Source organism: Streptomyces sp. NPDC088124, from assembly GCF_040685895.1.
Taxonomy (GTDB): Bacteria; Actinomycetota; Actinomycetes; order Streptomycetales; family Streptomycetaceae; genus Streptomyces.
Map to the genome: position 1 here is coordinate 210,527 of NZ_JBFBJB010000002.1, position 23,181 is coordinate 233,707.

General features: G+C 72.8%; 21 protein-coding genes and 2 pseudogenes. 15 read left to right on the plus strand and 8 right to left on the minus strand.

The window, feature by feature from the left end:
- The first annotated feature begins 148 nt into the window (after positions 1 to 148).
- Positions 149 to 2,089, plus strand: coding sequence for an SMI1/KNR4 family protein (locus AB0P17_RS02300; RefSeq protein ID WP_365806791.1), 1,941 nt, complete (start codon positions 149 to 151; stop codon positions 2,087 to 2,089).
- Entirely contained in the window at positions 2,086 to 2,616 is a 531-nt protein-coding gene (locus AB0P17_RS02305; protein ID WP_365806792.1) for a GNAT family N-acetyltransferase, read from the plus strand. The genes AB0P17_RS02300 and AB0P17_RS02305 overlap by 4 nt, the downstream gene beginning before the upstream one ends.
- A 33-nt stretch (positions 2,617 to 2,649) precedes the next feature.
- Here the strand turns inward: AB0P17_RS02305 and AB0P17_RS02310 are convergent, their stop codons facing one another.
- Positions 2,650 to 3,000: a hypothetical protein gene (locus AB0P17_RS02310; protein WP_365806794.1), complete on the minus strand. Its 351-nt coding sequence runs from the start codon at positions 2,998 to 3,000 to the stop codon at positions 2,650 to 2,652.
- A gap of 161 nt (positions 3,001 to 3,161) precedes the next feature.
- On the opposite strand from AB0P17_RS02310, the gene AB0P17_RS02315 reads away from it, so the two are divergent.
- Positions 3,162 to 3,521, plus strand: a complete 360-nt coding sequence (locus tag AB0P17_RS02315) for an arsenate reductase family protein (protein WP_365806796.1) — start codon at positions 3,162 to 3,164, stop codon at positions 3,519 to 3,521.
- Between the two features lie 187 nt (positions 3,522 to 3,708).
- Entirely contained in the window at positions 3,709 to 3,987 is a 279-nt protein-coding gene (locus AB0P17_RS02320; RefSeq protein WP_365806797.1) for a hypothetical protein, read from the plus strand.
- A 50-nt stretch (positions 3,988 to 4,037) separates the two neighbouring features.
- Here AB0P17_RS02320 and AB0P17_RS02325 read toward each other — a convergent pair whose 3' ends face one another.
- Complete coding sequence (locus AB0P17_RS02325) at positions 4,038 to 4,949, minus strand: Gfo/Idh/MocA family oxidoreductase (protein ID WP_365806799.1); 912 nt, start codon at positions 4,947 to 4,949, stop codon at positions 4,038 to 4,040.
- A gap of 218 nt (positions 4,950 to 5,167) precedes the next feature.
- Here AB0P17_RS02325 and glnII point away from each other — a divergent pair, with 218 nt between their 5' ends.
- The 4 genes from glnII (at position 5,168) to AB0P17_RS02345 (ending at position 10,382) form a co-directional block, all read left to right on the plus strand.
- Complete coding sequence (glnII, locus tag AB0P17_RS02330; RefSeq protein ID WP_365806800.1) at positions 5,168 to 6,187, plus strand: glutamine synthetase; 1,020 nt, start codon at positions 5,168 to 5,170, stop codon at positions 6,185 to 6,187.
- Positions 6,188 to 6,543: 356 nt separating this feature from the next.
- Entirely contained in the window at positions 6,544 to 7,182 is a 639-nt protein-coding gene (locus AB0P17_RS02335) for a winged helix-turn-helix domain-containing protein (protein WP_365806802.1), read from the plus strand.
- A gap of 198 nt (positions 7,183 to 7,380) precedes the next feature.
- Positions 7,381 to 8,664, plus strand: a complete 1,284-nt coding sequence (locus tag AB0P17_RS02340; RefSeq protein WP_365806803.1) for an AAA family ATPase — start codon at positions 7,381 to 7,383, stop codon at positions 8,662 to 8,664.
- A gap of 20 nt (positions 8,665 to 8,684) precedes the next feature.
- A complete protein-coding gene (locus tag AB0P17_RS02345; RefSeq protein WP_365806805.1) occupies positions 8,685 to 10,382 on the plus strand; it encodes a VWA domain-containing protein in 1,698 nt (565 codons plus the stop codon).
- A gap of 68 nt (positions 10,383 to 10,450) precedes the next feature.
- On the opposite strand, the gene AB0P17_RS02350 is transcribed toward AB0P17_RS02345, so the two are convergent.
- On the minus strand, positions 10,451 to 11,926 hold the full coding sequence (locus AB0P17_RS02350) for a PepSY domain-containing protein (protein WP_365806807.1): 1,476 nt from the start codon (positions 11,924 to 11,926) through the stop codon (positions 10,451 to 10,453).
- A 205-nt stretch (positions 11,927 to 12,131) separates the two neighbouring features.
- Positions 12,132 to 12,866 (minus strand): hypothetical protein, encoded by a 735-nt coding sequence (locus AB0P17_RS02355; RefSeq protein ID WP_365806809.1) that lies wholly within the window; start codon positions 12,864 to 12,866, stop codon positions 12,132 to 12,134.
- Between the two features lie 206 nt (positions 12,867 to 13,072).
- On the opposite strand from AB0P17_RS02355, the gene AB0P17_RS02360 reads away from it, so the two are divergent.
- The 3 genes and pseudogenes from AB0P17_RS02360 (at position 13,073) to AB0P17_RS02370 (ending at position 17,024) form a co-directional block, all read left to right on the plus strand.
- Positions 13,073 to 14,521: a sensor domain-containing protein gene (locus AB0P17_RS02360; RefSeq protein ID WP_365806810.1), complete on the plus strand. Its 1,449-nt coding sequence runs from the start codon at positions 13,073 to 13,075 to the stop codon at positions 14,519 to 14,521.
- Positions 14,506 to 15,150 (plus strand): annotated as a pseudogene (locus AB0P17_RS02365) (response regulator transcription factor); the annotation flags it as partial. The gene AB0P17_RS02360 and the pseudogene AB0P17_RS02365, both read left to right, overlap by 16 nt.
- A gap of 269 nt (positions 15,151 to 15,419) precedes the next feature.
- Positions 15,420 to 17,024, plus strand: a complete 1,605-nt coding sequence (locus AB0P17_RS02370) for a DUF1996 domain-containing protein (RefSeq protein WP_365806811.1) — start codon at positions 15,420 to 15,422, stop codon at positions 17,022 to 17,024.
- 138 nt (positions 17,025 to 17,162) lie between these two features.
- Here AB0P17_RS02370 and AB0P17_RS02375 read toward each other — a convergent pair whose 3' ends face one another.
- Complete coding sequence (locus AB0P17_RS02375) at positions 17,163 to 17,621, minus strand: hypothetical protein (protein ID WP_365806812.1); 459 nt, start codon at positions 17,619 to 17,621, stop codon at positions 17,163 to 17,165.
- A gap of 187 nt (positions 17,622 to 17,808) precedes the next feature.
- Between AB0P17_RS02375 and AB0P17_RS02380 the strand changes: the two genes are divergently transcribed.
- Positions 17,809 to 19,785 carry a hypothetical protein gene (locus AB0P17_RS02380; protein WP_365806937.1) on the plus strand — a complete coding sequence of 659 codons (1,977 nt, stop codon included), beginning with the start codon at positions 17,809 to 17,811 and terminating at the stop codon, positions 19,783 to 19,785.
- Positions 19,786 to 19,826: 41 nt separating this feature from the next.
- Here AB0P17_RS02380 and AB0P17_RS02385 read toward each other — a convergent pair whose 3' ends face one another.
- Positions 19,827 to 20,243, minus strand: a complete 417-nt coding sequence (locus tag AB0P17_RS02385) for an ATP-binding protein (RefSeq protein WP_365806814.1) — start codon at positions 20,241 to 20,243, stop codon at positions 19,827 to 19,829.
- Between the two features lie 12 nt (positions 20,244 to 20,255).
- On the opposite strand from AB0P17_RS02385, the pseudogene AB0P17_RS02390 reads away from it, so the two are divergent.
- Both AB0P17_RS02390 and AB0P17_RS02395 read left to right on the plus strand, forming a co-directional pair.
- Positions 20,256 to 21,076: pseudogene (locus AB0P17_RS02390) on the plus strand (helix-turn-helix transcriptional regulator).
- Positions 21,073 to 21,294 carry a DUF397 domain-containing protein gene (locus AB0P17_RS02395; protein ID WP_365806816.1) on the plus strand — a complete coding sequence of 74 codons (222 nt, stop codon included), beginning with the start codon at positions 21,073 to 21,075 and terminating at the stop codon, positions 21,292 to 21,294. Before AB0P17_RS02390 ends, AB0P17_RS02395 begins: the two are co-directional and overlap by 4 nt.
- A 30-nt stretch (positions 21,295 to 21,324) precedes the next feature.
- Here AB0P17_RS02395 and AB0P17_RS02400 read toward each other — a convergent pair whose 3' ends face one another.
- A complete protein-coding gene (locus tag AB0P17_RS02400) occupies positions 21,325 to 21,663 on the minus strand; it encodes a hypothetical protein (RefSeq protein ID WP_365806818.1) in 339 nt (112 codons plus the stop codon).
- 52 nt (positions 21,664 to 21,715) lie between these two features.
- Between AB0P17_RS02400 and AB0P17_RS02405 the strand changes: the two genes are divergently transcribed.
- Positions 21,716 to 22,444 (plus strand): TetR/AcrR family transcriptional regulator, encoded by a 729-nt coding sequence (locus AB0P17_RS02405; protein ID WP_365806820.1) that lies wholly within the window; start codon positions 21,716 to 21,718, stop codon positions 22,442 to 22,444.
- On the opposite strand, the gene AB0P17_RS02410 is transcribed toward AB0P17_RS02405, so the two are convergent.
- On the minus strand, positions 22,435 to 23,148 hold the full coding sequence (locus AB0P17_RS02410) for a DUF4230 domain-containing protein (protein WP_365806822.1): 714 nt from the start codon (positions 23,146 to 23,148) through the stop codon (positions 22,435 to 22,437). The two genes, AB0P17_RS02405 and AB0P17_RS02410, sit on opposite strands and share 10 nt — an antisense overlap.
- Between the last annotated feature and the right edge of the window lie 33 nt (positions 23,149 to 23,181).

Here is a 23,181-nt window from a genome sequence, read left to right on the forward strand (position 1 = left end):
CACCGCGGTTCTGGTACGGCGAGCCCCACCGCCGCTTTCGTACTCCCGATCAGGTTAGCCGCAGACGGCCGGCCCCGGCCAGCCGGGCGGCGCCCCGGCCGGGGACGGGCGCGGGGGACTGTCAGTGGGCGCTGGCACCATGAACGGCATGAAGACCTACAACTGGCGTCCCTTTCTTGAGCGGTGGAGCGCGGACTGGGCCGGCTCCCCCGGTGCGCGGGCGGACTCGGAGCCGGAGCCGGAGCCGGACGCGCTGGGCGAGCGGTGGCTCGGCTTCGCGGGCGCCGGTCCCGAGCGGATCGGCGCGCTGGAGGAGCGGCTCGGTCCTGATGTGGTGCTGCCGCCGACCTTCCGGTCGTTCCTGGCCGTCACGGACGGCTGGCGCCCCGCCGGGACGGGCCTCCGGCTGCTGGGGACGGTGGAGGGGACGCGGTGGTACGGGGGGCCGGACGGCCGTCGGGGGGCGCTCCGGCTCGCCGTGGAGGGGGACGGGACGGAGGTCCTGCTCGACCCGGGGGAGGTGACCGCGGACGGGGAGTGGGCCGCGTACCTCCACCGGAGCGGATCGGGCGACGCCCCGGACCGGTACGAGTCCTTCATGGACCTCATGCAGGCCCTGTTCCGGAGCTTCCACCGCGGGAACCGGGACACGCCGGGGTTCGAGAACGACACGACGCGCGAGCTGGACGCGGAGGTGGAGGAGGCGCGGCGGGCCTGTCTGCGCGGCGAGTCCGTCGACGGCTCGCTGAAGGTGTTCACGGAGGCGGAGGAGTGCGGCCGGCCCCGCGCGCGGGTCCTGCGGGTCCAGTTGGAGGCGCTGCTCGGCGGCGGACGGGCACGGGACCACCTGGCCGGGCGGATGGACGACCCGCTGTACGCGCGGGAACTCGCCCCTCTGTACGCGGTGCGGGAGGGCCTGCGGCCGGAGCGGGACGAGGAGGATTTCGTCGGGGAGCACACCGCCGGGGACCGGGAGCGGGTCAGGAAGGTACTGCGGGCGACCGTGGGGCGTACGTTCCGGTACGAGGCGCCCGGCCCCTTCGGCGCCGCGGTGGACGCGGCGCGGGAGCAGGCGCGCTGGGGGGACACCGAGGCGGCGTGGGACACGCTCGCCGCCGCCGTGGCCGACTGGGAGCCGTACGGGGACGAGCATCTCGCGCCGGTCGGGCTGCTCGCCGATCCGCTGCTCGGGCCGGTGATCACTCCGGAGCGCGGCCGGTATCTGCTGGAGACGCCGCGGGGCACGGCGGGGCGGGAGCCGGGGTCGGGGAGCGTACCCGGCGCGGGGGCGAGCACCGGGGAGGGGGCCACGTCGTGGGACGACGGGCTCGCCTGGCTCGCGGACGAGCCGGCCCCGGGGACCGAGCGGGACGGCGGCTACCGCTTCGTCTTCGTCCGGGGTGTCGCTCCGGAGGAGCTGGCCGCCCGGATCGGCCGGGGGCCGCTGCTGGCGCCGGGGACCGAGGACGAGGTGGCGACGGCCGTGTCCGCGCCGGAGCGGGGCGGGCGGCGGCCCGTAGCCCGGGTGGGCAGCTGCGGGGACGGCTGGAGTTTCGCCTACGAGAGCCGTCCGCATCTCTCCGAGGCGTTCGCGCCGGACCGGCTGACCGGGCTGGGCGAATCGGCGTCGGCGGGCGGCGAGTCGGTCACGGTGTGGTGCGAGCGCGGCGGCGGGCCGGCGGGGTCGCCCGGCGCGTTCCACTTCTCGTACGCCGAGGACGGGGCGCGTGTGTACGGGTTCACGGTGCGCGGTGAGGAGATCGAGTCATGGGGGGAGCTTCCGGACACGCTCGACCCGGAGGAACTGTTCCCCGCGTACGAGGACGAGGCCGGGGATGGGGAGGAGTTCGGAGGAGCGTCTGACGGAGGGTTCGAGGAGGACGCGCGCCCGGGGAACGACGGCGCGGGGCTGGATCCGGATGACGAGTACGAGGCGCTGGACGCCCTCTTCGACGAGTTCGGGATCTCCCTGCCGGAGTTCGCGCTCCGGCACGGGCGCCTGCACGCGGTCCTGCCCCGGCCGTGGACCCGTCCTCCGGGTCCGGGCGAGCAGCCGTACGGGGACGGCCCGCGGCAGGAGCCGTCGTGACCCCCGTACGGACCGCCGTGATCGAGACGCGGCGGCTGACGCTGCTTCCGCTGCGCGTCGAGCACGCGCGGGAGATGGCGGGCGTGCTCGCCGACCCGGCGCTGCACACGTTCATCGGCGGCCGGCCGTCGACGGCGGAGGAGCTTGTCCGGCGGTACACCAGGCTGGTCGCGGGCTCGCCCGATCCGGCCTTCTCCTGGTGCAACTGGGTGCTGACGGAGCGGGCGGGCCCGGGTGAGCTGTCCGGCACGGTCCAGGCGACCGTCACCCCGCACCGCACCCTCCGGGACGAGACGGTCGCCGAGCTGTCCTGGGTGGTGGGGACGGCCTGGCAGGGGCGCGGGTTCGCCACGGAGGCGGCGCGGGGGCTGGTCGAGTGGCTGGCGGAGCAGGGCGTGGGGACGGTGATCGCCCATATCCATCCCGGCCATGGGGCGTCCGGCGCGGTCGCGGCGTCGGTCGGGCTGAGCCCCACCGACGAGTGGCACGACGGCGAGGTCCGCTGGCGGCGGCGCCTCGGAGCATGAGGGAGGCGGCCGCCGCCGCTGTCGTAGGTCGGCTCAGCCGATCAGCTCGCGCACCATGCGGCAGGTGGTGTTGGACGGCGGGTGGATCCCGATCCGGGCCGCCGTGCTCCGTATCCGCCGGTTGGGCGCGCTCGACGGGTGATACACCCCCGAGTCGAGCAGGGCGATGGCGAGGCGCATCGCCTTGAGCCGGCGGTTGTGGCTCTCGTACCACTCCCGGGGGCGGCCCGCGGGCAGCGGCTTGCGCTTGAGGGCGGGCGGAGTGGCGGACGAGCGTGACGGGGCGGAGGGCGAGGACGGGGCGGAACGCTTGCGCTGAGCAGAGGGAACGGATGGGGTCGGCGCGGATACGGCGGAGTTCTCCGTGATGGTGGCAACAGCCATCGTCAGCCTCCCGGCGTGGTGGTGGGACCCTCACGAACTCCCTCCATTTTACTGCCCACCACTGACAATCGCCCCTGGCCAGAGCCGGTTTGACGGGTGTGGAACGGGTGCCTGGAGGTAAGACCGTCCGGCGAATGGAGGGGCGGTCTAAGCTCGGGAAGATGGAGATCTGGATCAACCCCGCCTGTTCCAAGTGCCGTGGCGCACTCACCCTGCTCGACGCGGAAGGCGCCTCGTACACCGTCCGCCGGTATCTGGAGGACGTGCCGTCCGAGGACGAGATCCGGGAGGTGCTCGGCCGTCTCGGGCTCGAACCGTGGGACATCACCCGCACTCAGGAGGCCGCGGCGCAGGAGTTGGGCGTCAAGGAGTGGGCGCGGGACGCCGGTTCGCGGGGGCGCTGGATCGCGGCGCTCGCCGCGCACCCGAAGCTGATCCAGCGGCCGATCATCACGGCGGACGACGGCACCGCCGTGGTGGCCCGCACGGACGAGGCGGTACGGGACGCCCTCAAGCGGTGAAGCGAGCCTCCCGTTCCGGGGGGAACTGTGGTCCCTGTGGCCCCCTGAGGTCCCTGTGGCCCCGTGGCCCCTGTGACACATGTTGCTTGTGTGGCGATGAGCGAGGCGGTTCCGGGGTGCGTACGTATCGGCATCCGGAACCCAGCCGGCCCGCCTGCCGCGGGGCCGGGGACAGGAGTCTCCCCACGTGCCTCGTCACACGACCGCCCTCAGCCGGGGAACGCTCGCCCTGCTGGCCGGCTCGACAGCGCTGCTGGCCCTGACGACCCCGGCCGGGGACACGGCGGCGCCGAAGCCTGGCAGGGACCGCGGGACCTCGGCGGTCCGCGTCGGCGGACAGGCCGCACGGGACGGCTTGGTCGAGCGGAGTGTCGGCAGAGACCGGAGTGACCGGAGTGACCGGGTCGAGCACGTGCAGGAGGGCGACGGGACCGAACGGGACGCGCGGATCCTCCGCGTCGACTGAGGAGCAGCCGGCCGAGGAGCAGCGGTTACGCCGCCCCCGCGCCCGCCCGCCTACTCCTGCGCCGCCGCGGCCACTTGGGCCTCCGCCTCCGCGAGGATCTCCGTCAGCCGGAGCCCGAACCGTACGTCGCACGCGTGCGGCGCGCCCGTACGGACCGACTCCAGGAGCGCGTCGATCGCCGTACCGAAGGAGCCGACCGGGTCGCCCCAGCCCTGCGGGAGCACCGCGACACCGTGCGTGCCGCGCAGTTCCACTCCCGTACCGGCGCCCGCCCTCGGCGCGCTCAGGCTGAGCGTCACCGTGCTGGCCGCGCCCGACACGTGCCGGAGTGCGAGCTGGGTGAGGTCCGGTCCGGTGCGTACGGCCGTCACCGACGTCACATCGCCCAGCGGCGGGATCAGCGCGGACAGCGCGTGCGGGCCGACGTCCCACAGGCCGCCCTTCTCGCGGCGCCATGGGGACTCGGCGTACGGGCTCTCCTCCCCCGGCGCGTAGAGGGCGCCGAGCCACTGCGCGTGGGCCGTGAACCAGCCGCCCTTTGCCGACTGTTCGTCCACCCATTCGGCGGTGTCGCGCGCGAAACGCAGGGTGCAGAAGACGACGGACGCCACTCCGGAGGCCGCCGCCGCGTCCGCGACCTCGCGGGCGCCCCGTACGGTCGTCGCGACCGGCTTGTCCAGCAGGAGATGACACCCGGCCGCCGCCGCGCGGGCCGCCAGCGGCGCCTGGACGTCCGGCGGCAGGGCAAAGGCGACGGCGTCGCTCTCGGCGAAGAGCGTGTCCAGGCCGACCTCGCCGGAGTGGGCGGTGATCCCGTGCGCCCCGGCGAGCGCGGCGGCGGCCTCGGGGCGCCGCCCCCAGACGCCGCTGAATACGACCCCGTCGTGGGCGGCGAGCGCGGGGGCGTGCGTACGCTCCGCCCAGGGGCCGGTGCCGAGCAGTCCGATGCGTGGCTTGTCCATGCGGGCCAGTGTGACGCGTGAACCCGGCGGGGCGGAAGAAGCCCCGATCAAGAAGGGAGGGCATGTGAGACCCGGCGGACGCGCGGCGAAACCTCACAGAACGAAACGTCACAGAATGAGCCTGAGTAACACGTGGTTCACGGAAGGGCAACGGCGGGGAAATCACACATTGCGAGGCTTCGGGTCAAACCTGCTGCACCCGCAAAGGATGAGGCCCCGTGACGTTCAAGGCTGAGTACATCTGGATCGACGGTACCGAGCCAACCGCCAAGCTGCGTTCGAAGACGAAGATCCTCGGCGACGGGGCCGAGCTGCCCATCTGGGGCTTCGACGGGTCGAGCACCAACCAGGCCGAGGGCCACGCCTCCGACCGCGTGCTGAAGCCGGTCTTCTCCTGCCCCGACCCGATCCGCGGCGGGGACGACGTCCTCGTCCTGTGCGAGGTCCTGAACATCGACATGACGCCGCACGAGTCCAACACGCGTGCGGCGCTGACGGAGGTCGCGGAGAAGTTCGCGGGCCAGGAGCCGATCTTCGGCATCGAGCAGGAGTACACCTTCTTCAAGGGCGCCCGTCCGCTCGGCTTCCCCGAGGGCGGCTTCCCCGCCGCGCAGGGCGGCTACTACTGCGGCGTGGGCTCGGACGAGATCTTCGGCCGTGACGTCGTCGAGGCGCACCTCGACAACTGCCTCAAGGCCGGCCTCGGTCTCTCCGGCATCAACGCCGAGGTCATGCCGGGCCAGTGGGAGTTCCAGGTCGGCCCGCTCTCGCCGCTGGACGTCTCCGACCAGCTGTGGCTGGCGCGCTGGCTGCTCTACCGCACCGCCGAGGACTTCGGCGTCTCCGCGACGCTGGACCCGAAGCCGGTGAAGGGCGACTGGAACGGCGCGGGCGCGCACACGAACTTCTCGACCAAGGCGATGCGCGAGGGGTACGAGGCGATCATCACCGCGTGCGAGTCGCTGGGCGAGGGCTCGAAGCCGCTCGACCACGTCAAGAACTACGGCGCGGGCATCGACGACCGGCTGACCGGCCTGCACGAGACCGCCCCGTGGAACGAGTACAGCTACGGCGTCTCGAACCGCGGCGCCTCGGTCCGTATCCCGTGGCAGGTCGAGAAGGACGGCAAGGGCTACATCGAGGACCGCCGCCCGAACGCCAACGTCGACCCGTACGTGGTCACGCGGCTGATCGTGGACACCTGCTGCAGCGCTCTGGAGAAGGCAGGCCAGGTCTAGTGGTCGCGTGAGGGGGCTCCGGTCCCCCGCGGGAACGTTCCCGGAGGGGGTGGGTGCCATGCGGCGCCCACCCCCTCCGGCGTTCGGATTGCGGTGAGGAGGCTGCTGCGCTCCTCCGTCATCTGCTTCAATGGGTTCATGGCCAGCTTCCAGTACACCGCGACGGGTCTCTTCGACCTGGAGCCGTTCTGGCCGTCCCGGCAGCACCATGACTTCGACCGGGTGTGTTGCCGCGTGAGGAACGCGCCGGCCCTCTAAAGCCTTTCGGCCTTCGGCCGCCGCGCAGACGTACGTCCCGTCCGTCCTCGTCGACCCGACGTCTCGACGAGTCCTCCGCGCGAAAGAGCTGACCCCTCATGGCGAACTCCCTCTCCTCCCTTCCCGGTCCCTTCCCCTCGCCCGGCCGTCACCGGCTCCGGGCCGTCGACAGCGACGAGACATCCGATGCCGCCGTCCCGGCCGGGGTCCCCGTCGGTCAGGTGGTGGACTTCCTGCCGCCGGGCGCGACCTGGCTGCCGGCGCCCCAGCACTCCCTGCCCTCGCTGCCGGGGCAGCCGCCGATGATCGGCTACCTCGTCCTCGTACCGGCCGACCAGCACCCGGCCGGAGCCGTCGCGGCCCTCTCCGGCGCCGTCCCCGCCGCCGCTCCCGTCCCCGTTCCCGCCCCTGCCGCCACGTCGGCCGCTGCCGCCTCCGCCGCTGCCCCGGCGGGCGGCGGGCCCGTGCTGATCGACGGCGTCCGGCGGACCGCGGTCGTGGACGGGCGGCAGCTCGATCTCACGTACCTCGAATTCGAACTGCTCGCACATCTCGTGGCGTACCCCCACCGGGTGCACACCCGCGACCAGTTGGTGACCACGGTCTGGGGTTACGGGCATGTGGGCGACGGCCGGACCGTCGACGTGCACGTGGCACGGCTGCGCCGCAAGCTGGGCGCGGACCACCGCCGTTCGATCCAGACCGTGCGGCGCGTGGGCTACAAGTACATCCCCTGATCCGAAGCGCGTCTCCGCGTCCGCATCCGGTACGTGTACGTGTCTGTGTCTGTGTCTGTGTCTGTGCCTGTGTACGTGTACGTGGAGAAGCCCCGCGGGTCCGGGATCCGGAACCGCGGGGCTTCTCCACGTGTGCGCGGCCTTTCTGAGACCATCCCCGCGTCGGCCCAACCGGGTGTCACGGACGAGGAGTTGGATATGAGCGCGCAGGACGCAGGAGACCTGCAGGACGCACAGGACGCACAGGACGCGCAGGACCAGGACCGACCGGACCCGCAGGACCAGGACGCACCGGACCCGCAGGACACGGCCAAGAGGCTGCGGGCGATCAGCGACGAGCTGTCCGACCGATTCTACGAACGGGCCGACGTGGTGCGGACGCTGGTGGTGACCCTGCTGGCCGGGCAGCACTCGCTGGTGCTCGGCCCGCCGGGAACGGCGAAGTCCGCGATGGCCCGGGAGCTCACCGGCAGGATCGAGGGGGCGGCCTACTGGGAGATCCTCCTGTCGAAGTTCACCGCGCCGACGCGAATGTTCGGTCCCGTCGATGTCGCCGCGCTGGCCCGCGGTGAGTACCGCCAGGTCTACGACGGGCGCGCCACGACCGCCCACGTCGCGTTCATCGACGAGATATTCAAGTGCTCCACCGCGGCCCTCAACGAGACCCTGGGCTACCTCAACGAGCGGATCTACCACCCCGAGAGCGGCGGCGAGCCGATCCGCTGCCCCCTGATCGGGGCCATCACGGCCAGCAACGAACTGCCCGTCGGCGAGGACACGGCCGCGATCTACGACCGGCTGCTGGTGCGGATCGAGGTCGGATACCTGGCGGACCCGTCGAACTTCGCCGCGCTGGTGCGCTCCGCCGTCAGCCGCCCGGTGGCACCGGTGCGGACCACGGTCGAGCTGGCCGCGCTGCAGCACGCCGTGTCCGAAACCGTCCCTGCCGTGGAGGTCCCCGACGTGATCGTGGACGCGGTCTGTACGCTCCGGGCCGCCCTGCGCCGCAAGGAACTCGTCGCCTCGGACCGCCGCTGGCGGCAGGCGGTGGGCCTGCTCCAGGCTTCCGCGTACCTCGACGGCCGCCCGGCGGTCGCCGAGACCGACCTGCCGGTCCTCACCCACGTGCTGTGGGACTCCCCCGCCGAACGCCCGGCCGTCGAGCGGGAGGTGCTGCAACTCGTCAGTCCCGACGCCAAGGAGGCGCTCGACCTGGCCGCCGCGATCGACGAACTGGAGGCCCAACTCGACGCCATGGCGGGGCAGTCCCGCGAGGCACTGAGCGAGTGGGTCATCAAGAAGGCACACAACCAGCTCGCCACGGCGGGCAAGCGGCTGGAGCAGCTGCGCGGGGAGGCGGCAGGCGCCGGGCGCTCCACCGCCGCCATCGACCGGGTCACCGGCCGCCAGCGCGCCGTCCGCGCCCGCGTTCTCACCGAGGCGCTCGGGATGGACGCGCGCATGGTCCAGGCGCAGCTCTGAACTCCGGGGGATCCAGCACCGTGGACAGGACACCGAGCAGCCTCGACGAGCTGGTGGGCCGGGCGGGGACATGGCTGAGCCTGTCCGCCGCCGCGCCCGCGCCGCACACCGCGGCCGTGGTCGCGGACCGGTTCGACCGGATCGCCTGGCGCGACACCTACGAACAGTCGGCCGGGCTGCGCGAGCTGGCCGAGGAGCTGACCGAACGGTACGGCTACGCCCCCGCCACCGACCTCCTGGCCGATGTGTTCACGGCGGCGTACAAGGTCGGCCCGCGGCTGCGCGAGCGCGCCGGGATGGCCCCCTCCCGGCTGGTCAACCACGAGGTCGTCTCGGCACTGGTGGAGTCACCGGACTTTGCCGAGCTGCGCCGGGAGACGGCGGGCGACCCGTACGCGGCCGCCATGGCCGTGCTCGCCCAGGCCGCCGCGCTGCGCAGGATCCTGGAGGGCTCCCGGGAGGCCCGGGAACAGGCCGAGCGGGCGGAGCGGGCCGGGCAGGACGCAGAAGGTGCCGCGGCCGCCGTGGGCGAGGCGCTCCGGCGGGCCGCCGACGAGACCGGCGCAACCGGTGAGGACACGGCCGGTGAGGACCGGACCCGCGAGAACGGTGAGGACGGTGAGGGCAGGCCCCCTGGGGGCGGCACCGTACCCGCACCGGCCGCCGACGCCGTGGAGCGGGCGCTGGCGGCCGCCGAGACCGCCGGAGCCGCCGCACGGCAGGCCGCCCAGGGCGCCGCGCGGACCCTCGCGGCGGCGGCCCCGGCCATCCGGGCCGCCGCGGGGAGCGCCGCGGCGCAGGCCTCGAAGGCCGTACGGGAGGAGGCCGCGCTGCTGCGGGCGTGGGGCGTCGCCCCCGGCGAGCTGGAACGGATGCCGTTCGACCGGCGCGCCCGGCTCGCCGAGCGGCTGCGCACCGGCCGGCTCGCGCGGTGGGCCGAACTGATCGGCCGTTTCCGGCAGATGGCCGGCGGGGAGCGCGCCCGCAAGGTGGAGAACGCCGCCGGGGAACTGGTCGGTGTGACGCTCGGCGACGACCTCTCCCGAGTCATCCCCTCCGAGCTGGCCAACCTCGGACTGCCCGAGCTGCGCGCGGTGTTCGCCGCGCGCTACGCCGCCGGGGAACTGATGCTCTACGACAGCCTGGGGGAGCAGACCACCGGCCGGGGCGCCGTCATCGCGTGTGTGGACACCTCGCACTCCATGTACATCGAAGGGCCGGGCGGAGTCACCCGGGAGGCGTGGGCGAAGGCATGCGCGCTGGCGCTGCTCGATCAAGCCCGCCACGCCAGGCGCGACTTCGCCGGGATCCTGTTCTCCGCCGCCGGCAAGATCCAGGTCTTCCGATTCCCGGCCGCCCGGCCCGCCGGTATCACCGAGGTGCTCGACTTCGCGGAGACCTTCCTCGGCGGCGGCACCAGCTACCAGACGCCCCTGACAGCCGCCCGCGAACTGCTGGAGGAGGAGTTCGACGACGTCGCCCGTACACGCGGCGACATCGTGATGATCACCGACGACGAGTGCGGTGTCACCGAGGAGTGGATGCGCGGCTGGAACGACGCCAAGCACCGGCTGGGCTTCCGTGTCTTCGGCGTGGCCGTCGGCGCCCCGCGCGCCGCCAGGACCGACTCGGTGCTGGACGCCTTGTGCGACAACCTCCGTACGGTCGAGGACCTCACCGACGTCCATGCCGCGGCCGACCTGTTCCGCGTGATCTGACCGGGCCGGAGGGACCGGTCGGATCACGCGGGGCAGCGGCCGGCACACGGCGTGGCGCCAGTTCCTGATCAGGTACGGGCCGCCCGTGCGCGGGCCCGGAGACCCAGCGCGCCATCCAGCAGGAGGAACACCAGCAGGCTGATGCCGAGGAGCGGGAGGAACCAGCCGATCAGCACCGTGGCCACCCCGAGCGGCACCAGCAGGCGCGGCGGGACCTTGCGCCAGGCGCCGCGCGGCATGGCCCTGCCCACGCTCAGCCGGCGTTCCTTGGTGGGCCGGCGGAGCCACCACATGCGGTAGCCCAGGACGATGAGGACGATCAGGGCGAGGGCGAGGGCGGCCAGCAGGAGCTGGTTGGCGAGGCCGAACAGGACCCCCATGTGCGCGTCGATGCCGAGGCGGGTGAGCTGGGCGAGCAACGGGTAGTCGGCGAAGCGGAGTTCGTCCATGATCTTGCCGTTGGCGGGGTCGACGGAGACCGAGTCGAGCCGGACCGGGAACTGGTTGTCGATCTGCGCGACGACGTAACCACTGCCCTCGGTCGGCAGCGTCACGGCGACCGGGCCGTCCAGCCCGGCCTGGCGTGCGGCGACCACCGCGAGATCGACGCCGACATCGGTTCCCTTCATGCCCTCCATGCCGGGCATGTCCGCCATGTCGTGGCCTTCGTGGCCGCCGCCCGCACCTGCTCCGGCCCCCGTACCGTCGCCACCGCTGTCGAGGGCCGCGGAGACGGCCGGGGTGGCGGAGCCGAGCTGGTCCTTGATCGCGGTGATGTTCTCGCCCGCGTACGTGGACCAGGTCAGCCCGGTGGCGGAGAGCAGCACGAGCCCGGTCACGGCGACCATCCCGAGCGAACCGTGCAGCGAGAGCGTCCTGCGCCGCCCGGTGGCACCGCGCTCGGGCACCACCAGGGCGCGCTTCGAGGCCCGCTTGCGGGCGGTCCAGAGCAGCAGCCCGCCGAGGGCCACCACCCAGAGCCAGCTCGCGGCCAGTTCGCTGTAGATACGGCCCGGCTCGCCGAGCTGGAGGTGGCGGTGCACCTCGGAGAGCCAGGTGCGCACCGGCAGGGCGCCGGAGCTGCCGTAGCTCGTCAGCTCGCCGCGCACCTCGGCGGTGTACGGGTCGACGAAGACGGCGAGGGACTTGAACTCCTCCATGTCCGGCGTGGACATCAGGACCCGTGTGGTCGCGCCCTCCTCGGACGGCAGGCGTACGGAGGTGACGGTGCCCTCCGGGTGGGCGGCGCGGGCGGCGTCGAGCTGCTCGGAGAGCGGGACCGTACGGTCGCCCACCGGGGCGCGCAGCTCCTGGCGGTAGATCACCTTCTCCGCCTGGTAGGAGAGGGAGTAGAGGAACCCGCTGGTGGCGGCCACCAGCAGCAGCGGCGCCACCAGCAGCCCCGCGTAGAAGTGCAGCCGGAGCACGAGCGGGCGCAGCGTGCTCCAGAGCGAGGTGGGGGCGGGCGAGGGCGCGGGCGTGGTGGGGGCGTCCGGGGTTCTGTCGGACGTGTCGTTCCCCTGTACGGGGTCTTCAATGGCCATGACTGTCCTAGGCGCTGGAAATCGGCACGGGGAAGGCCGGAGCATCCGGGGACCGACGAGCTCGGGAGGCCGAAGAGTCGGCGAACCGACAGTTCGGGAGACCGAAGAGTCGGCGAACCGACAGTTCGGGAGAGCGAAGAGCCCGGGGAAACCGAGGTGTCGGGGAAACCGGAAGTTCCGGAAGGCCCCTGGCCGTCCCTCCGCGTCAGACAGCGGTGGCGACGGCCCCGGGGGCCGTAGCGCGGGAGGTACGGGCCGTGGGCGGCCCGCGCCGGGACAGCGTGTGCGCGAGGACGACCCCCCGGAAGCGGTGCGCGCGGAACGTGCCGGTCCTGGGCCGGATCAGCCGGGGCCCGGCAGGCAGCCGTACGGGGACGAGGAGCAGCCCGAGCGGGGTGAAGGCGAGGGCTCCGACGGCGCGCGCGAGCCGGAAGAACGCGGCCTCCCCCTGGGCGAGCCAGAGGGCGCAGACCGCCGCCGCGACGCAGTGGGCGGCGAGCATGGCGGCGGAGCCGCCGAACAGCTCCCCCAGCCCCGCGTCCAGTCCCGAGGCCATTCCCGAGACCGCTCCTGAGCCCGGCGCCTGCCCGGGCATCGGCTCCGCCGCGGGCCCCATGTCCATGCCCGCGCCGCCGCCGGGGTGCGGTGTGTGCCGGGAGGCGGCGAATCCGTACCACGGCAGGGCCCCGGAGAAGAGGAGGTGCAGCAGGCCCTGGAAGGTCAGCAGCCCGGCGCCGATCGACAGCGCGCCCCGGCGCCGCCCGCCCGCGAGCCAGGCGGCGCACGCGGTCGTCCCGTACGCCGCCAGCAGCACCGGCGCCGAGATCGCGTGCCCGGACGCGCCCGAGGTGAGCGCGTGTCCCACCGCCGCCAGCGGCACGCACACGGCCGCGAAGACGGCGGCGCGCACGGCGCGCAGCGGCGATCCGGTCTCAGTCATGGTCCGCACATGGTGCCATCCCGGAGCGCGGGGCGGCAGATCACAAAAGCCCCGGCTGCTCCGGGAGGTGGTGCTGGGTACACCCCGGGCCGGGTGCGGACCGGCTGTCTCCCGCCGGTCGCGCCGGTCAGACTGATTGTCGTACCGGGGGAGACCGGGACGCCGGGCGCCGTCGAGCCGTCCGGCCGCGAAGGGGAGAGACCGCCATGGACCGCGCCACGCAAAGTGCCACGCAGAGCGCCGCGAACAGCGCCACGAAGAGCGCCATGACCGACGCCACGAGCAGCGCCACGGGCACCGACAGGGCAAGGGACGGGGAGGGGGACGGGAACGGGAACGGGGCCGGGGACGGGGGCAAGGACAGGAGCGGGGACGGCGCTTCGGCCGCCCGGCGGCCGAGGCCGCGCGAGGCGGCGCTGGCGGCCGTCCGCGGGCTGGCGCTGTCGGTGCTCACCCTCGCCGGGTCGATCACCTTCTTCGCGGTCACGGTCGCCTCGATCGCCCTCGTCGCCGTCGGGGTCGGAGTCCTCACCACCCCCGCCGTGCTCACCGCGCTCCGCGCCTACGCCAACCGGCGGCGGCTGCTCGCGGCCGACTGGTCCGACGTACGGATCCCGGTTCCGTACCGCCCCTTCCCGCCGAACCCGCGGACCGGGCTCACCGGCCAGGTGGAGCGCTGCACCCTGATGCTCAAGGATCCCGCGACGTGGCGCGATCTCCAGTGGCTGGTGGTCGACATGACGGCCGGCTCCGTCACCGCGCTGCTGACCGCCGCGCTGCTCGTCTACCCCGTGGAGGGGTTCCTCCTGGCCGCCGGGCTGTGGCGGTCCTTCACCGGGAGCACGTACTGGTACCTGTTCGTCCCGGTCACCAGCCAGGCGACCGGTCTCGCCGCCGGGGCGGTCGGCCTGGTGCTGTTCGGGATCGGCCTGCGCTACTGCCCCGGTCTGCTGCGCCTACACTTCCGGCTGACCGGGGCCCTGCTCGCCCCCGCCCCCGGCCACGCCCTGACCGAGCGGATCGAGCGGCTCACCGAGACCCGGCACGACGCCGTGGACAGCTCGGCCGCCGAGCTGCGCCGCATCGAGCGGGATCTGCACGACGGCGCGCAGGCCCGACTGGTCGCGGTGGGCATGGACCTGGGCACCATCGAGGCGCTGATCGAGAAGAACCCCGCCAAGGCGAAGGAGCTGATCAGCAAGGCGCGGCAGTCCTCGGCGGACGCGCTCACCGAGCTGCGTGATCTGGTGCGCGGGATCCATCCGCCGGTGCTGGCCGAGCGCGGACTCGGTGACGCGGTCAAGGAGTTGGCGCTGCGGCTGCCCATGCCGCTGGAGCCCGAGGTGGAGGTGGAGCTGCCGGGCCGGGCCCCCGCGCCGGTCGAGTCGGCCGCGTACTTCGCGGTGAGCGAGACGCTGACCAATGTGGTCAAGCACGCGGGCGCCGACCGGGTCTGGGTCGACATCTCGTACGCCGACGGCATGCTGCGGATCTCGGTCACGGACAACGGCCGCGGCGGCGCGTCGGTCGGCGGCGGGTCCGGGCTGAGTGGTCTGCGGCGGCGGCTCGGTACATTCGACGGCATCCTGGCCGTCAGCAGCCCCGCGGGCGGTCCCACCATGGTGACCATGGAGCTTCCTTGCGAGTTGTCCTAGCCGAAGATCTCTTCCTCCTGCGGGACGGCCTGGTCCGGATGTTGGAGGCGTACGACTTCGAGATCGTGGCGGCCGTCGAGACCGGACCCGAACTGACCACCGCGCTGGCCGAGTTGGAGCCGGACGTCGCCGTCGTCGACGTCCGGCTCCCGCCGTACCACACGGACGAGGGCCTGCAGTGCGCGCTCGCGGCGCGCCGGGCCCGCCCCGGGCTGCCCGTCCTCGTACTCTCCCAGCACGTCGAGCAGTTGTACGCACGGGAGTTGCTGGCCGACGGCGCCGGCGGGGTCGGCTATCTGCTGAAGGACCGGGTCTTCGACGCGGAGCAGTTCATCGACGCGGTACGCCGGGTCGCGGCGGGCGGTACGGCGATGGACCCGCTGGTGATCTCCCGGCTGCTCTCCCGGCACGAGCGGGACGCGCCGCTCGGCGGGCTGACGCCGCGCGAGCGCGAGGTCATGGAGCTGATGGCGCAGGGACGTTCGAACGCCGCGATCGCCGCCCAACTCGTCGTCACGGAAAGGGCGGTGGCCAAGCACACATCGAACATCTTCGCGAAGCTGGACCTGGTGGTGTCGGACGACGACAACCGGCGGGTGCTCGCGGTGCTCGCCTATCTGGAAGGCGGTCGCGGCCCCGGCGGACCGGGCCACAGCGCCGGCGGAACGGGTCACCGCGCCGCCGGACCCGGGCACGGCTCCGCCAGAACGGGTCGTGGCTCCCTCGGACCGGGCCGCAGGTCCGAATGAGGGGCATGCGCCCGGTTTGTTGATGGAGATTTCTATGAATTCCACGAGCCTCTGAACACCCCACGTTTGAGGCCCGTATGGAACGGAGCGCTTCGCTTCTCCCCCTGCCGCGATTTTCCTGTAACCGGCAACGAAGCTTGAGGAGTTCCATGTCACGCACATCGAGAAAACGCTCCACAGTGGCAAACCGGGCGATCGTCGCCGGGGCTGCCCTGCTCCTGGGCGGGGGTGGTCTGGCAGCGGTCAATGTCTACGCATCGGCGGGCGAGGGCAAGTCCTCGCAGCAAACCCAGAACGCGGCACAGACGTTGTCGACCATCAGCTGCCCGGACCCGTCGAACAAGCTGACGCAGGTGCCCGAAGCAGCCCGGGCCGAGGTCGACCGTGAACTGGCCAACATGGACACCCAGATCACCGAGGCCTACGCGCGGTTCGCCAGTGAGAAGAGAGCGATTGAGCAGGACTCGGGTTACGCCAACAACGCCATCCTCGGCCCGCTGAAGGCGAAGCGGGTCGCGGCCCTCGACCGGATATCCATCGCGATGGGCCGGGTGGGCACCAAGCCGCAGGGCCTGGAGGCACTCTCCGCCTGCACGCTGCGCGCCGACAACAACCCCAACGCGGGTAACGGCGGCGGCCGGGGCGGTGGCCAGAACGGCGGCGGCCAGGGCAACGGTCAGAACGGCCAGAACGGCGGTCAGAACGGCGGCCAGGGCAACGGTCAGAACGGCGGCCAGGACCAGGGCCAGAACGGCGGCCAGAACGGCGGCGGTGGCCAGGACCAGGGCCAGAACGGCGGTCAGAATGGCGGTCAGGACCAGGGCCAGAACGGCGGCCAGAATGGCGGTGCGGGTGGCGGCCAGGGTGGTAATGGCCCCGACGCCTCCGACTTCGTCGACATCACGACCGTCCAGCCCAACGTCCAGCAGGCCCGCAACGGCCGAGGCGGATCAAAGGGGACGTTCTCCAGTGACTGCGGTCGCAACGAGAACAAAATCTTCAACTCGGACAACGTCATCGTCGCCCCGGGCGTGAGCAACGGCGCCCACCACATGCACGACTACATCGGCAACCAGGCCAACGACGCGTTCGCGACCGACGAGAGCCTCGCCGCCGCCGACACCTCGTGCGCCAACCAGGGTGACAAGTCCTCGTACTTCTGGCCGGTGATCCGGCTCCAGAACGGCCAGGACGAGGCCGACGTCAACGAGGACGGCGGTGGCAAGGAAGGCAACGCCGGCATCATCCAGACGCCGTCGCAGGTCACCAACACCTTCGTGGGCAACCCGAAGTCGAAGGTCACGGCGATGCCCCGCCTCATGCGGATCATCACGGGTGACGCCAAGGCGTTCGTGAACGGCCCCGCCAACGCCAACGCCTCCTGGAGCTGCACCGGGTTCGAGGACCGCCAGCTCAAGGACAAGTACCCGATCTGCCCCGAGGGCAGCCAGGTCGTCCGTACGTTCAAGTTCCAGAGCTGCTGGGACGGTGTGAACGCGGACAGCGCCAACCACCGCACCCACGTGGCGTTCGCGGACGCCAACGGCAACTGCGGCAACGGCTTCAAGGCCATCCCGCAGCTCCAGCAGCGCATCGTCTACGACGTGCCGCCGGGGCCGGGCTTCGCGGTGGACTCCTTCCCGGAGCAGCTGCACAAGCCCATCACCGACCACGGTGACTTCATCAACGTCTTCGACGAGAACCTGATGAACACCATGGTCAACTGCATCAACACCGGTCAGAAGTGCAAGTGAGCCACCGGTAGCAGTCCGGCAGGCGGCGGGCCGTCGGGTGGTACGAGGAGGGGCCACCCTCCTCGTGCCACCGGCCCCCAACACGGCCCCCGCCCCGGCGCAGATCTCCCCCCACGCACAAAGACCCGCGCTGCGCGGTCAGCTCTTGTTGTGACCCGAGTGATCCTCGCTCCCCCCACCGCCACCAGTGCCCCCAGACTGGTGCGACGAGCCGGTCTCCACGGTCCCGCCGAGCCGGCCGCGCAGCGCTTCCGTCACCTTCGCGTCGCCCGACACGACCCACTTCCTGCCGACGAGGTATGAACCCCCGTACGGCTTGGCCTCGTTGATCCACTCACGCAGCCCGCGGTCGGTCGCGAAGGTGACCAGCACGTACCTCCCGTCCTCCGTCGTGCAGTTGGCCTGCGTCAACTCCTCGGACGGGTGCTGTATCTCGGGGTCGCACTTCGCCTTCGAGGCGATCTCTTCCAGGCTCCCGGTGACCGTCTTCGGTTCCTCGGGGGCCTTTTCGTCGTTCGTGCCGCAGCCGGCCGTCAGCGCCAGGGAGAGGGCGACGGCGGGGGCGGCGAATAGTACGGGGATTCGGTCCTTACGCATAGGGCCATCGTCCCTCGTTACCGGAGGGTCGTGTGGGGGAACGGTGAACTCCGCGACGGAGGTGCCGGGGTGACCATCGGCTCCATCGATCGTTCTGCTGAGCGTGCCCCGAGACAACGCCGCCCCGGCCGACGCCCCCGCCGTTTCCGCGCCCGCCCCGCCTGCCGCCCGGCTCACCCCCGTCGGGCTGGAACAGGCCGAGGCGGCGCTCGTGGAGCACTACCCCCGTCTCGTCCGCCTCGCCTACCTCGTCCTGCCGCCCGCCCTCGGCCGCAACCGCCGCGTGCTGACCGCGCACGCGCTGGTGCAGCGCTCGCTGCCCCGCGGGCGCGCGGCGGTGGACGGCCCCGGGATCCCGGGCCAGCGCGGCGCGCCGGGGACGGGGACCGGGGCCGGGATCACCGAGGCGCGCCGGGCGAGTTACGCGTACGTACGGGGCCGGGTGCTGCGCCAGGCGCTGGACGCGGGACGCCCGCTGCGCCGCTTCGCGTGGCCGAGCCGCGCCCAACTGCCGCCGCTGCTCCCGCGCGTCTGGGGGCTGCGGCTCTTCCCGCGCTCCGGCGGCGCGGACGAACTCGCCCTGGACCGGCGGCTCTCCGCGCTCCCGGGACCGGCCAGGGCGGCGTTCGTCCTGCGCGGGCTGGAAGGCCTCGGGGACCTGGAGGTACGGGAACTGCTCGCCGCCGCCGGCGCCGACGACGTGGACACGGCGCTGCGGGAGGCCACCGACGCGGGGTCCCCTTCCCCGGCCTCCTCGGTCTCTTCAGGACCCGTATCCGAACCCCTTCTGCACTCCACCGAGTTCGACCCGTGCTCGCTCCAGGCCAGGCCCACCGACCTGCTGCGCCGCCGCCGGTACCGCAGGGCCACCCTCGCCACCACCACCGCGCTCGTCTGCGCCGCCCTGTTCGGGGTGGACGCCGGCGGCCGGGCCCCGGACGGTTCGGCCCCCGCGTTCACCGGGAACCCGGCGGCGCGCTCGGCCCTCGACCCGGCCAAGGTGCGGCGGATCGGGCCCACCGCATGGCGGACCGCGCAGCGTACGGACTTCTCGGTCTGGCCCGCGCGCGGCCAACTGGTCACCGACAGCGCCCTGTTGCGCCGGGCGCTGGCGGTCTGGGCCCAGCCGGGCCGCGCCGTCCACATCACGACGACACCGGCCACACCGTCGGGCCCGCCGATGGGCTCGCCCCAACTGCTGTACGCCGGGGAGGTCGACGGGGTGCGGGTGGTGCTCTTCCACGACGGCCTGCGGGTGGTGCGGTACGCGGAGACCGGCGAAGGCGGCGCGGGCGGCGACCCTGGCGAGGACGGCGGTCTCGCGGCGCTGGACTTCGCACGCACGGACGGCGCGGACGAGGCGGCCTCGGGGGCGCTGGTCGTCGGCCGCTCGGACGACAACGTCCGCTATCTCACCGCGCCCTGGGTGACCGGCACCGCCGTACGCGACCTCCTCGCCCCGACCGTCCCGGCGCGCCCGCTGCGCCGGGACGCGGACGGCGTGACGGATCCGCTGCCGAGCCCCACGGCCCCGCGCGCGTCCTGCCGCTCCTGGGACACCCTGGAGGTGGGCACCGCCGGCACCCCCTCCCCCGCCCGCCGGCTCCTCACCGACCTGGGCGAACTGACCCCGGCGCGCCTGACATCGGGACCGCCCGGCTCCCCCGAGGACGTCTCGACCCCCGCCGACCGCGCGGCCTGGGCCCGCACGGCCTGTCTGCTCCCCTCGGCGCGGGCGGGCGGCGTACGCTCCGTGAACTCCTGGGAGTTCGCCCGCCAGCCCCTCCCCGAGTCCAACGGCACGGCGGCCTGGCTCTGCACCCGGGCCGAGACCTGGCGGGGCCCGGGCACCCGCGTCCTGGCCCACTTCCAGGCCCCCTCCCAGCACCCCGCCGCCCCGGCCGCCCTCGCGGCGGGCGCGGCGGACTCCCCGGCCTGCGGCACCCGCGACCCCCGCGTCCTGGCGGGCGTCCTGTGGAAGTCCCGGGCGGGCCACTGGTTCCTCCTGGCGGCGGGCGCCCCCGGCCTGCGCGCCGTTACCGCCACGGGCGGAGTGTCGGGCACGTCCAAGACCAACACCCTGGCCCTCCCGGCCCTGGAGGACGCCCACGCGGAGCTCCACGGCCGGACGGAGGACGGCAGGAAGGTGAACTCGCTCGGCTGACGACCGAGAAGTAGGCGCTTGGGGCCGCACCGCATGCCGACTCACCCGGGGGCCGCGTCCATCCACACGGTCACCGGTTCGGTCGCGTCGATCCACAGGGCCGGGCCCTCGTCCAGGCCCAGGACAATGCTCGGCACACCGGCCGGGTTCTCCTCGCTCCGTACGCTGCGGACCGTACGCCACGCGCCCCACACGCGAACCCGCTGACCCACCTGGACCGTGATCGCCGCAACCTCCTCCCCACCGGGGACGGGCAGGAGGCCCGGGGCCTTCAGCCGTGCCCAGACCGTCTTCCCGATGCCGCCCGCACGGTCGCGTACGCCCCAGCGATCGGCCGGCGCCTCCACCAGCAGCAGCCCGCGCCCGCACGTCTCGTCCCGCCCCGGCACCCGCACTTCGGGCCGGCCGGCCCCGGCGTCGCTCACCTCCAGCCACAGCAGGCCGTCCTCGGCCGCCAACTCGGCGATGAGCTGCGCCGATTGCGCGAGGAAGCGGGCCTGACCACCTCCCAGGCCGCCGAATCCCTCGACTGCACCAAAGGGAAGATCAGCCGCATCGAAAACGGCCGCGTAGCTGTCCGCCTCCCCGATCCGACGGCGATGCTGCACGCGTACGAGGTGTCCGACCCCGAGGCGCAGAGGCGGTTGAGCGGCTTGGCCCGCAAGGCCAATCGTCGCCGTAGGGAGGGGTGGTGGAACCAATACGGTTCCGTTCTCGCCGATACGTACCGGGACTACATCGCTCTGGAGGCCATGGCGGACTCGATCCGCACCTTTCAGCCGCAGCTTGTCCCTGGCCTGCTGCAAATCCCGGAGTACATCAGGGCCGTTACGGTCGCCTCACAGCAGTGGCAGACGGCGGACGAGATCGAGCGGTTCGTCCACGTACGGCTCTCCCGCCAGGAACGCCTGTCGGGGGATACCCCTCTGCACCTCTGGGCCGTTCTGTCCGAGGCCGTGCTCCTGCAAGAGGTCGGGGCCCCAAGGTGATGAAGGCACAGCTGGAAGCCTTGGCCACCGCCTCGGAGCAGCCCAACGTAACCGTCCAGGTGCTGCCGTTCTCCCGTGGAGCCCATGCGAGTATGTTCGGCCCGTACGTAGTGCTGGGCTTTCCCGAGGAGGGGGCGCTCGACGTGGTGCTGGCGGACAACCCGACCGGTTCCATGTGGCTGGAGCGAGAAGTCGAAGTCTCCCGATACCAGGCCCTGTTCGACGCCGCACGCGCATGCGCGCTCCCGCCGACGGAGTCCCGCGCCGTCATCCGTCGCAGAGCCGAGGAGTACAGAGCATGAAGAGCGCAGACCGCGTCACACCGGACCTGTCGCACGCGAGGTGGCGGCGCAGCACGCACAGCGTGGGCAACAACGAGTGCGTCGAGACCGCGGACAACATCCCTCACATAGTTCCGGTGCGCGACAGCAAGCGCCCGGCCGGGCCCGTTCTCGACTTCAGCCGCCCCGCATGGGGCGCCTTCGTCGCGTACGTGGACCGGGTCAGTACCGAGGGGTAGCGGGTCCCCGGGCCCCCCGCCGCACCCCGGTCACGGAAGCAGGAGCCAGTCCGCTGCCAGGGCCCCGAGGAGGCCCCCGGCCAGGAGCCAGGTGGAGAGGCGGGTGCGGCCGTGGCGGCTGAGTTCGATCACCACGCCGCAGAGGATCATCGCCAGGCCGTAGACGCCCACGACGAGGACCGATGTGCGTTCCGCCAGGCGGATCGCGAGCAGGGTGGCCAGGGTGAGCAGCAGCGCCGAGGCCACGGTGATGCGGAGGAGACGAGCCTGACGGGGCGTCAGTTCGGCGCGGGGAGCGTCCGAGGTGGTGGGGTCGTGCGGGGCGGGATCCGGGAGCGGGGTCGGGGCTGCCTCGTCGGGGGTGCTCATATGCCGGGAGCGTAACCGACATCTCACGGAAGCGGCCGGTTAGGCTGTGCCCATGACGACCGGGGTGCGCCGAAGGATGGCCGTCGAGGAGCGGAAGCGGCAGCTCATCGGGGTCGCGCTGGAGCTGTTCAGCCGCCGCTCCCCCGAGGACGTGTCGATCGACGAGATCGCCGCGGCGGCCGGGATATCCCGGCCCCTCGTCTACCACTACTTCCCCGGTAAGCAGAGCCTGTACGAGGCGGCGCTGCGGCGCGCGGCCGATGAGTTGGCGGCGCGGTTCCTGGAGCCGCACGAAGGGCCGCTCGGGGCCCGGCTGCACCGGGTCATGGAGCGGTTCTTCGACTTCGTCGACGAGCACGGCCCCGGCTTCTCCGCGCTCATGCGGGGCGGCCCCGCCGCCGGTTCGGGGACGGCCGCGGCGGCGCTGATCGACGAGGTGCGGCAGGCCGCGTACGAGCAGATCCTGGCCCATCTCGGGGTCCAGGATCCGCCCGCGCGGCTGGAGTTGGTCGTGCGGTCCTGGGTGTCGCTCGCCGAGTCGACGGCGCTGCTCTGGCTCGACGGGCGGCGGATTCCGCGCCGGGAGCTGGAGTGGCAGCTCGTCCACGACTTCGCGGCGCTGGCCGCGGTGAGCGCCGCGTACGACGACGAGATGGCCGGGATCCTGCTGAAGATCGTCGCGGACGAGCCGGCCGACGGGGCTTTCGGTGATCTTCTCGGCCGGCTCGGCCGGTTGGGGGCCGGGGTGACAGCGCTGCCGGGGCAGCGGCGTCAGGTGTAGGTGACCTTCACCTCGGTGAAGCCCAGGGAGCGCAGCAGCCCCTGGAGCATGGCGGTGGTGTTCTTCTCCGCGCGGGCGGTGAGTTCGCTGTCCTCGGCCGCCTCGCCGATGTGCCGGGCCGCCAGCCGGTTCACGGCGCGTTCGTCGGCCGGGTTGTCGGAGAAGAGGTCGCCGAGCCGGTCGAGCAGTCCGCGCTGCTTGGACACGGCGTACGAACGGTCCGCGTCCATCGCCGGGCTGCCGAGCCGCGCGTGCGGCAGGGTGATGGTCGCGGCGGTGCGCTCCTCGTTGACCTGGACGTTGCCGTCGCCGATGGAGCGGAAGTCGACGTACGAGCTGACCGTGCCCGCACCGACGAAGAGGGTCCGGGAGCCGCGGATCGCGTCCGGCAGGTATTTGGTGTCCTTCTCCAGGTCCACGACGACCTGGAAGTTGCCGGACGCGGCCTCGTACCGGTCGAGGTCCTGGATGGACTGGAGCAGGGTCGGGCCCGTACGGTCGTGGGTCTCCTCGCCGAAGAGACCACCGAGTCCGGGCAGCAGATCGAGCCGGCTGCCGAGGAAGAGCAGCGCGGCCACGACGACGAGTGCGATGGGCGCCTTGGCCCAGCGGGAGAGCCGCGCGGGGCGCGCCCCGTCCCGGCTCTTCCGGTTGTCCCGGCTCTCGCCCGGGCTCTCTTCCGGTTTCGCGTCGGTGGACGTCATACCTACCGGATGTCCCGCCCGGCCGCGTTCACA

Excerpts from the sequence above, each read along its gene's own strand:
- AB0P17_RS02300 (WP_365806791.1), top strand. The coding sequence starts at position 149 with ATGAAGACCTACAACTGGCGTCCCTTTCTTGAGCGGTGGAGCGCGGAC.
- AB0P17_RS02310 (WP_365806794.1), bottom strand. The coding sequence starts at position 3,000 with ATGGCTGTTGCCACCATCACGGAGAACTCCGCCGTATCCGCGCCGACC.
- AB0P17_RS02315 (WP_365806796.1), top strand. The coding sequence starts at position 3,162 with ATGGAGATCTGGATCAACCCCGCCTGTTCCAAGTGCCGTGGCGCACTC.
- AB0P17_RS02325 (WP_365806799.1), bottom strand. The coding sequence starts at position 4,949 with ATGGACAAGCCACGCATCGGACTGCTCGGCACCGGCCCCTGGGCGGAG.
- AB0P17_RS02335 (WP_365806802.1), top strand. The coding sequence starts at position 6,544 with ATGGCGAACTCCCTCTCCTCCCTTCCCGGTCCCTTCCCCTCGCCCGGC.
- AB0P17_RS02340 (WP_365806803.1), top strand. The coding sequence starts at position 7,381 with ATGAGCGCGCAGGACGCAGGAGACCTGCAGGACGCACAGGACGCACAG.
- AB0P17_RS02350 (WP_365806807.1), bottom strand. The coding sequence starts at position 11,926 with ATGGCCATTGAAGACCCCGTACAGGGGAACGACACGTCCGACAGAACC.
- AB0P17_RS02355 (WP_365806809.1), bottom strand. The coding sequence starts at position 12,866 with ATGACTGAGACCGGATCGCCGCTGCGCGCCGTGCGCGCCGCCGTCTTC.
- AB0P17_RS02360 (WP_365806810.1), top strand. The coding sequence starts at position 13,073 with ATGGACCGCGCCACGCAAAGTGCCACGCAGAGCGCCGCGAACAGCGCC.
- AB0P17_RS02370 (WP_365806811.1), top strand. The coding sequence starts at position 15,420 with ATGTCACGCACATCGAGAAAACGCTCCACAGTGGCAAACCGGGCGATC.
- AB0P17_RS02375 (WP_365806812.1), bottom strand. The coding sequence starts at position 17,621 with ATGCGTAAGGACCGAATCCCCGTACTATTCGCCGCCCCCGCCGTCGCC.
- AB0P17_RS02395 (WP_365806816.1), top strand. The coding sequence starts at position 21,073 with ATGAAGAGCGCAGACCGCGTCACACCGGACCTGTCGCACGCGAGGTGG.
- AB0P17_RS02400 (WP_365806818.1), bottom strand. The coding sequence starts at position 21,663 with ATGAGCACCCCCGACGAGGCAGCCCCGACCCCGCTCCCGGATCCCGCC.
- AB0P17_RS02405 (WP_365806820.1), top strand. The coding sequence starts at position 21,716 with ATGACGACCGGGGTGCGCCGAAGGATGGCCGTCGAGGAGCGGAAGCGG.
- AB0P17_RS02410 (WP_365806822.1), bottom strand. The coding sequence starts at position 23,148 with ATGACGTCCACCGACGCGAAACCGGAAGAGAGCCCGGGCGAGAGCCGG.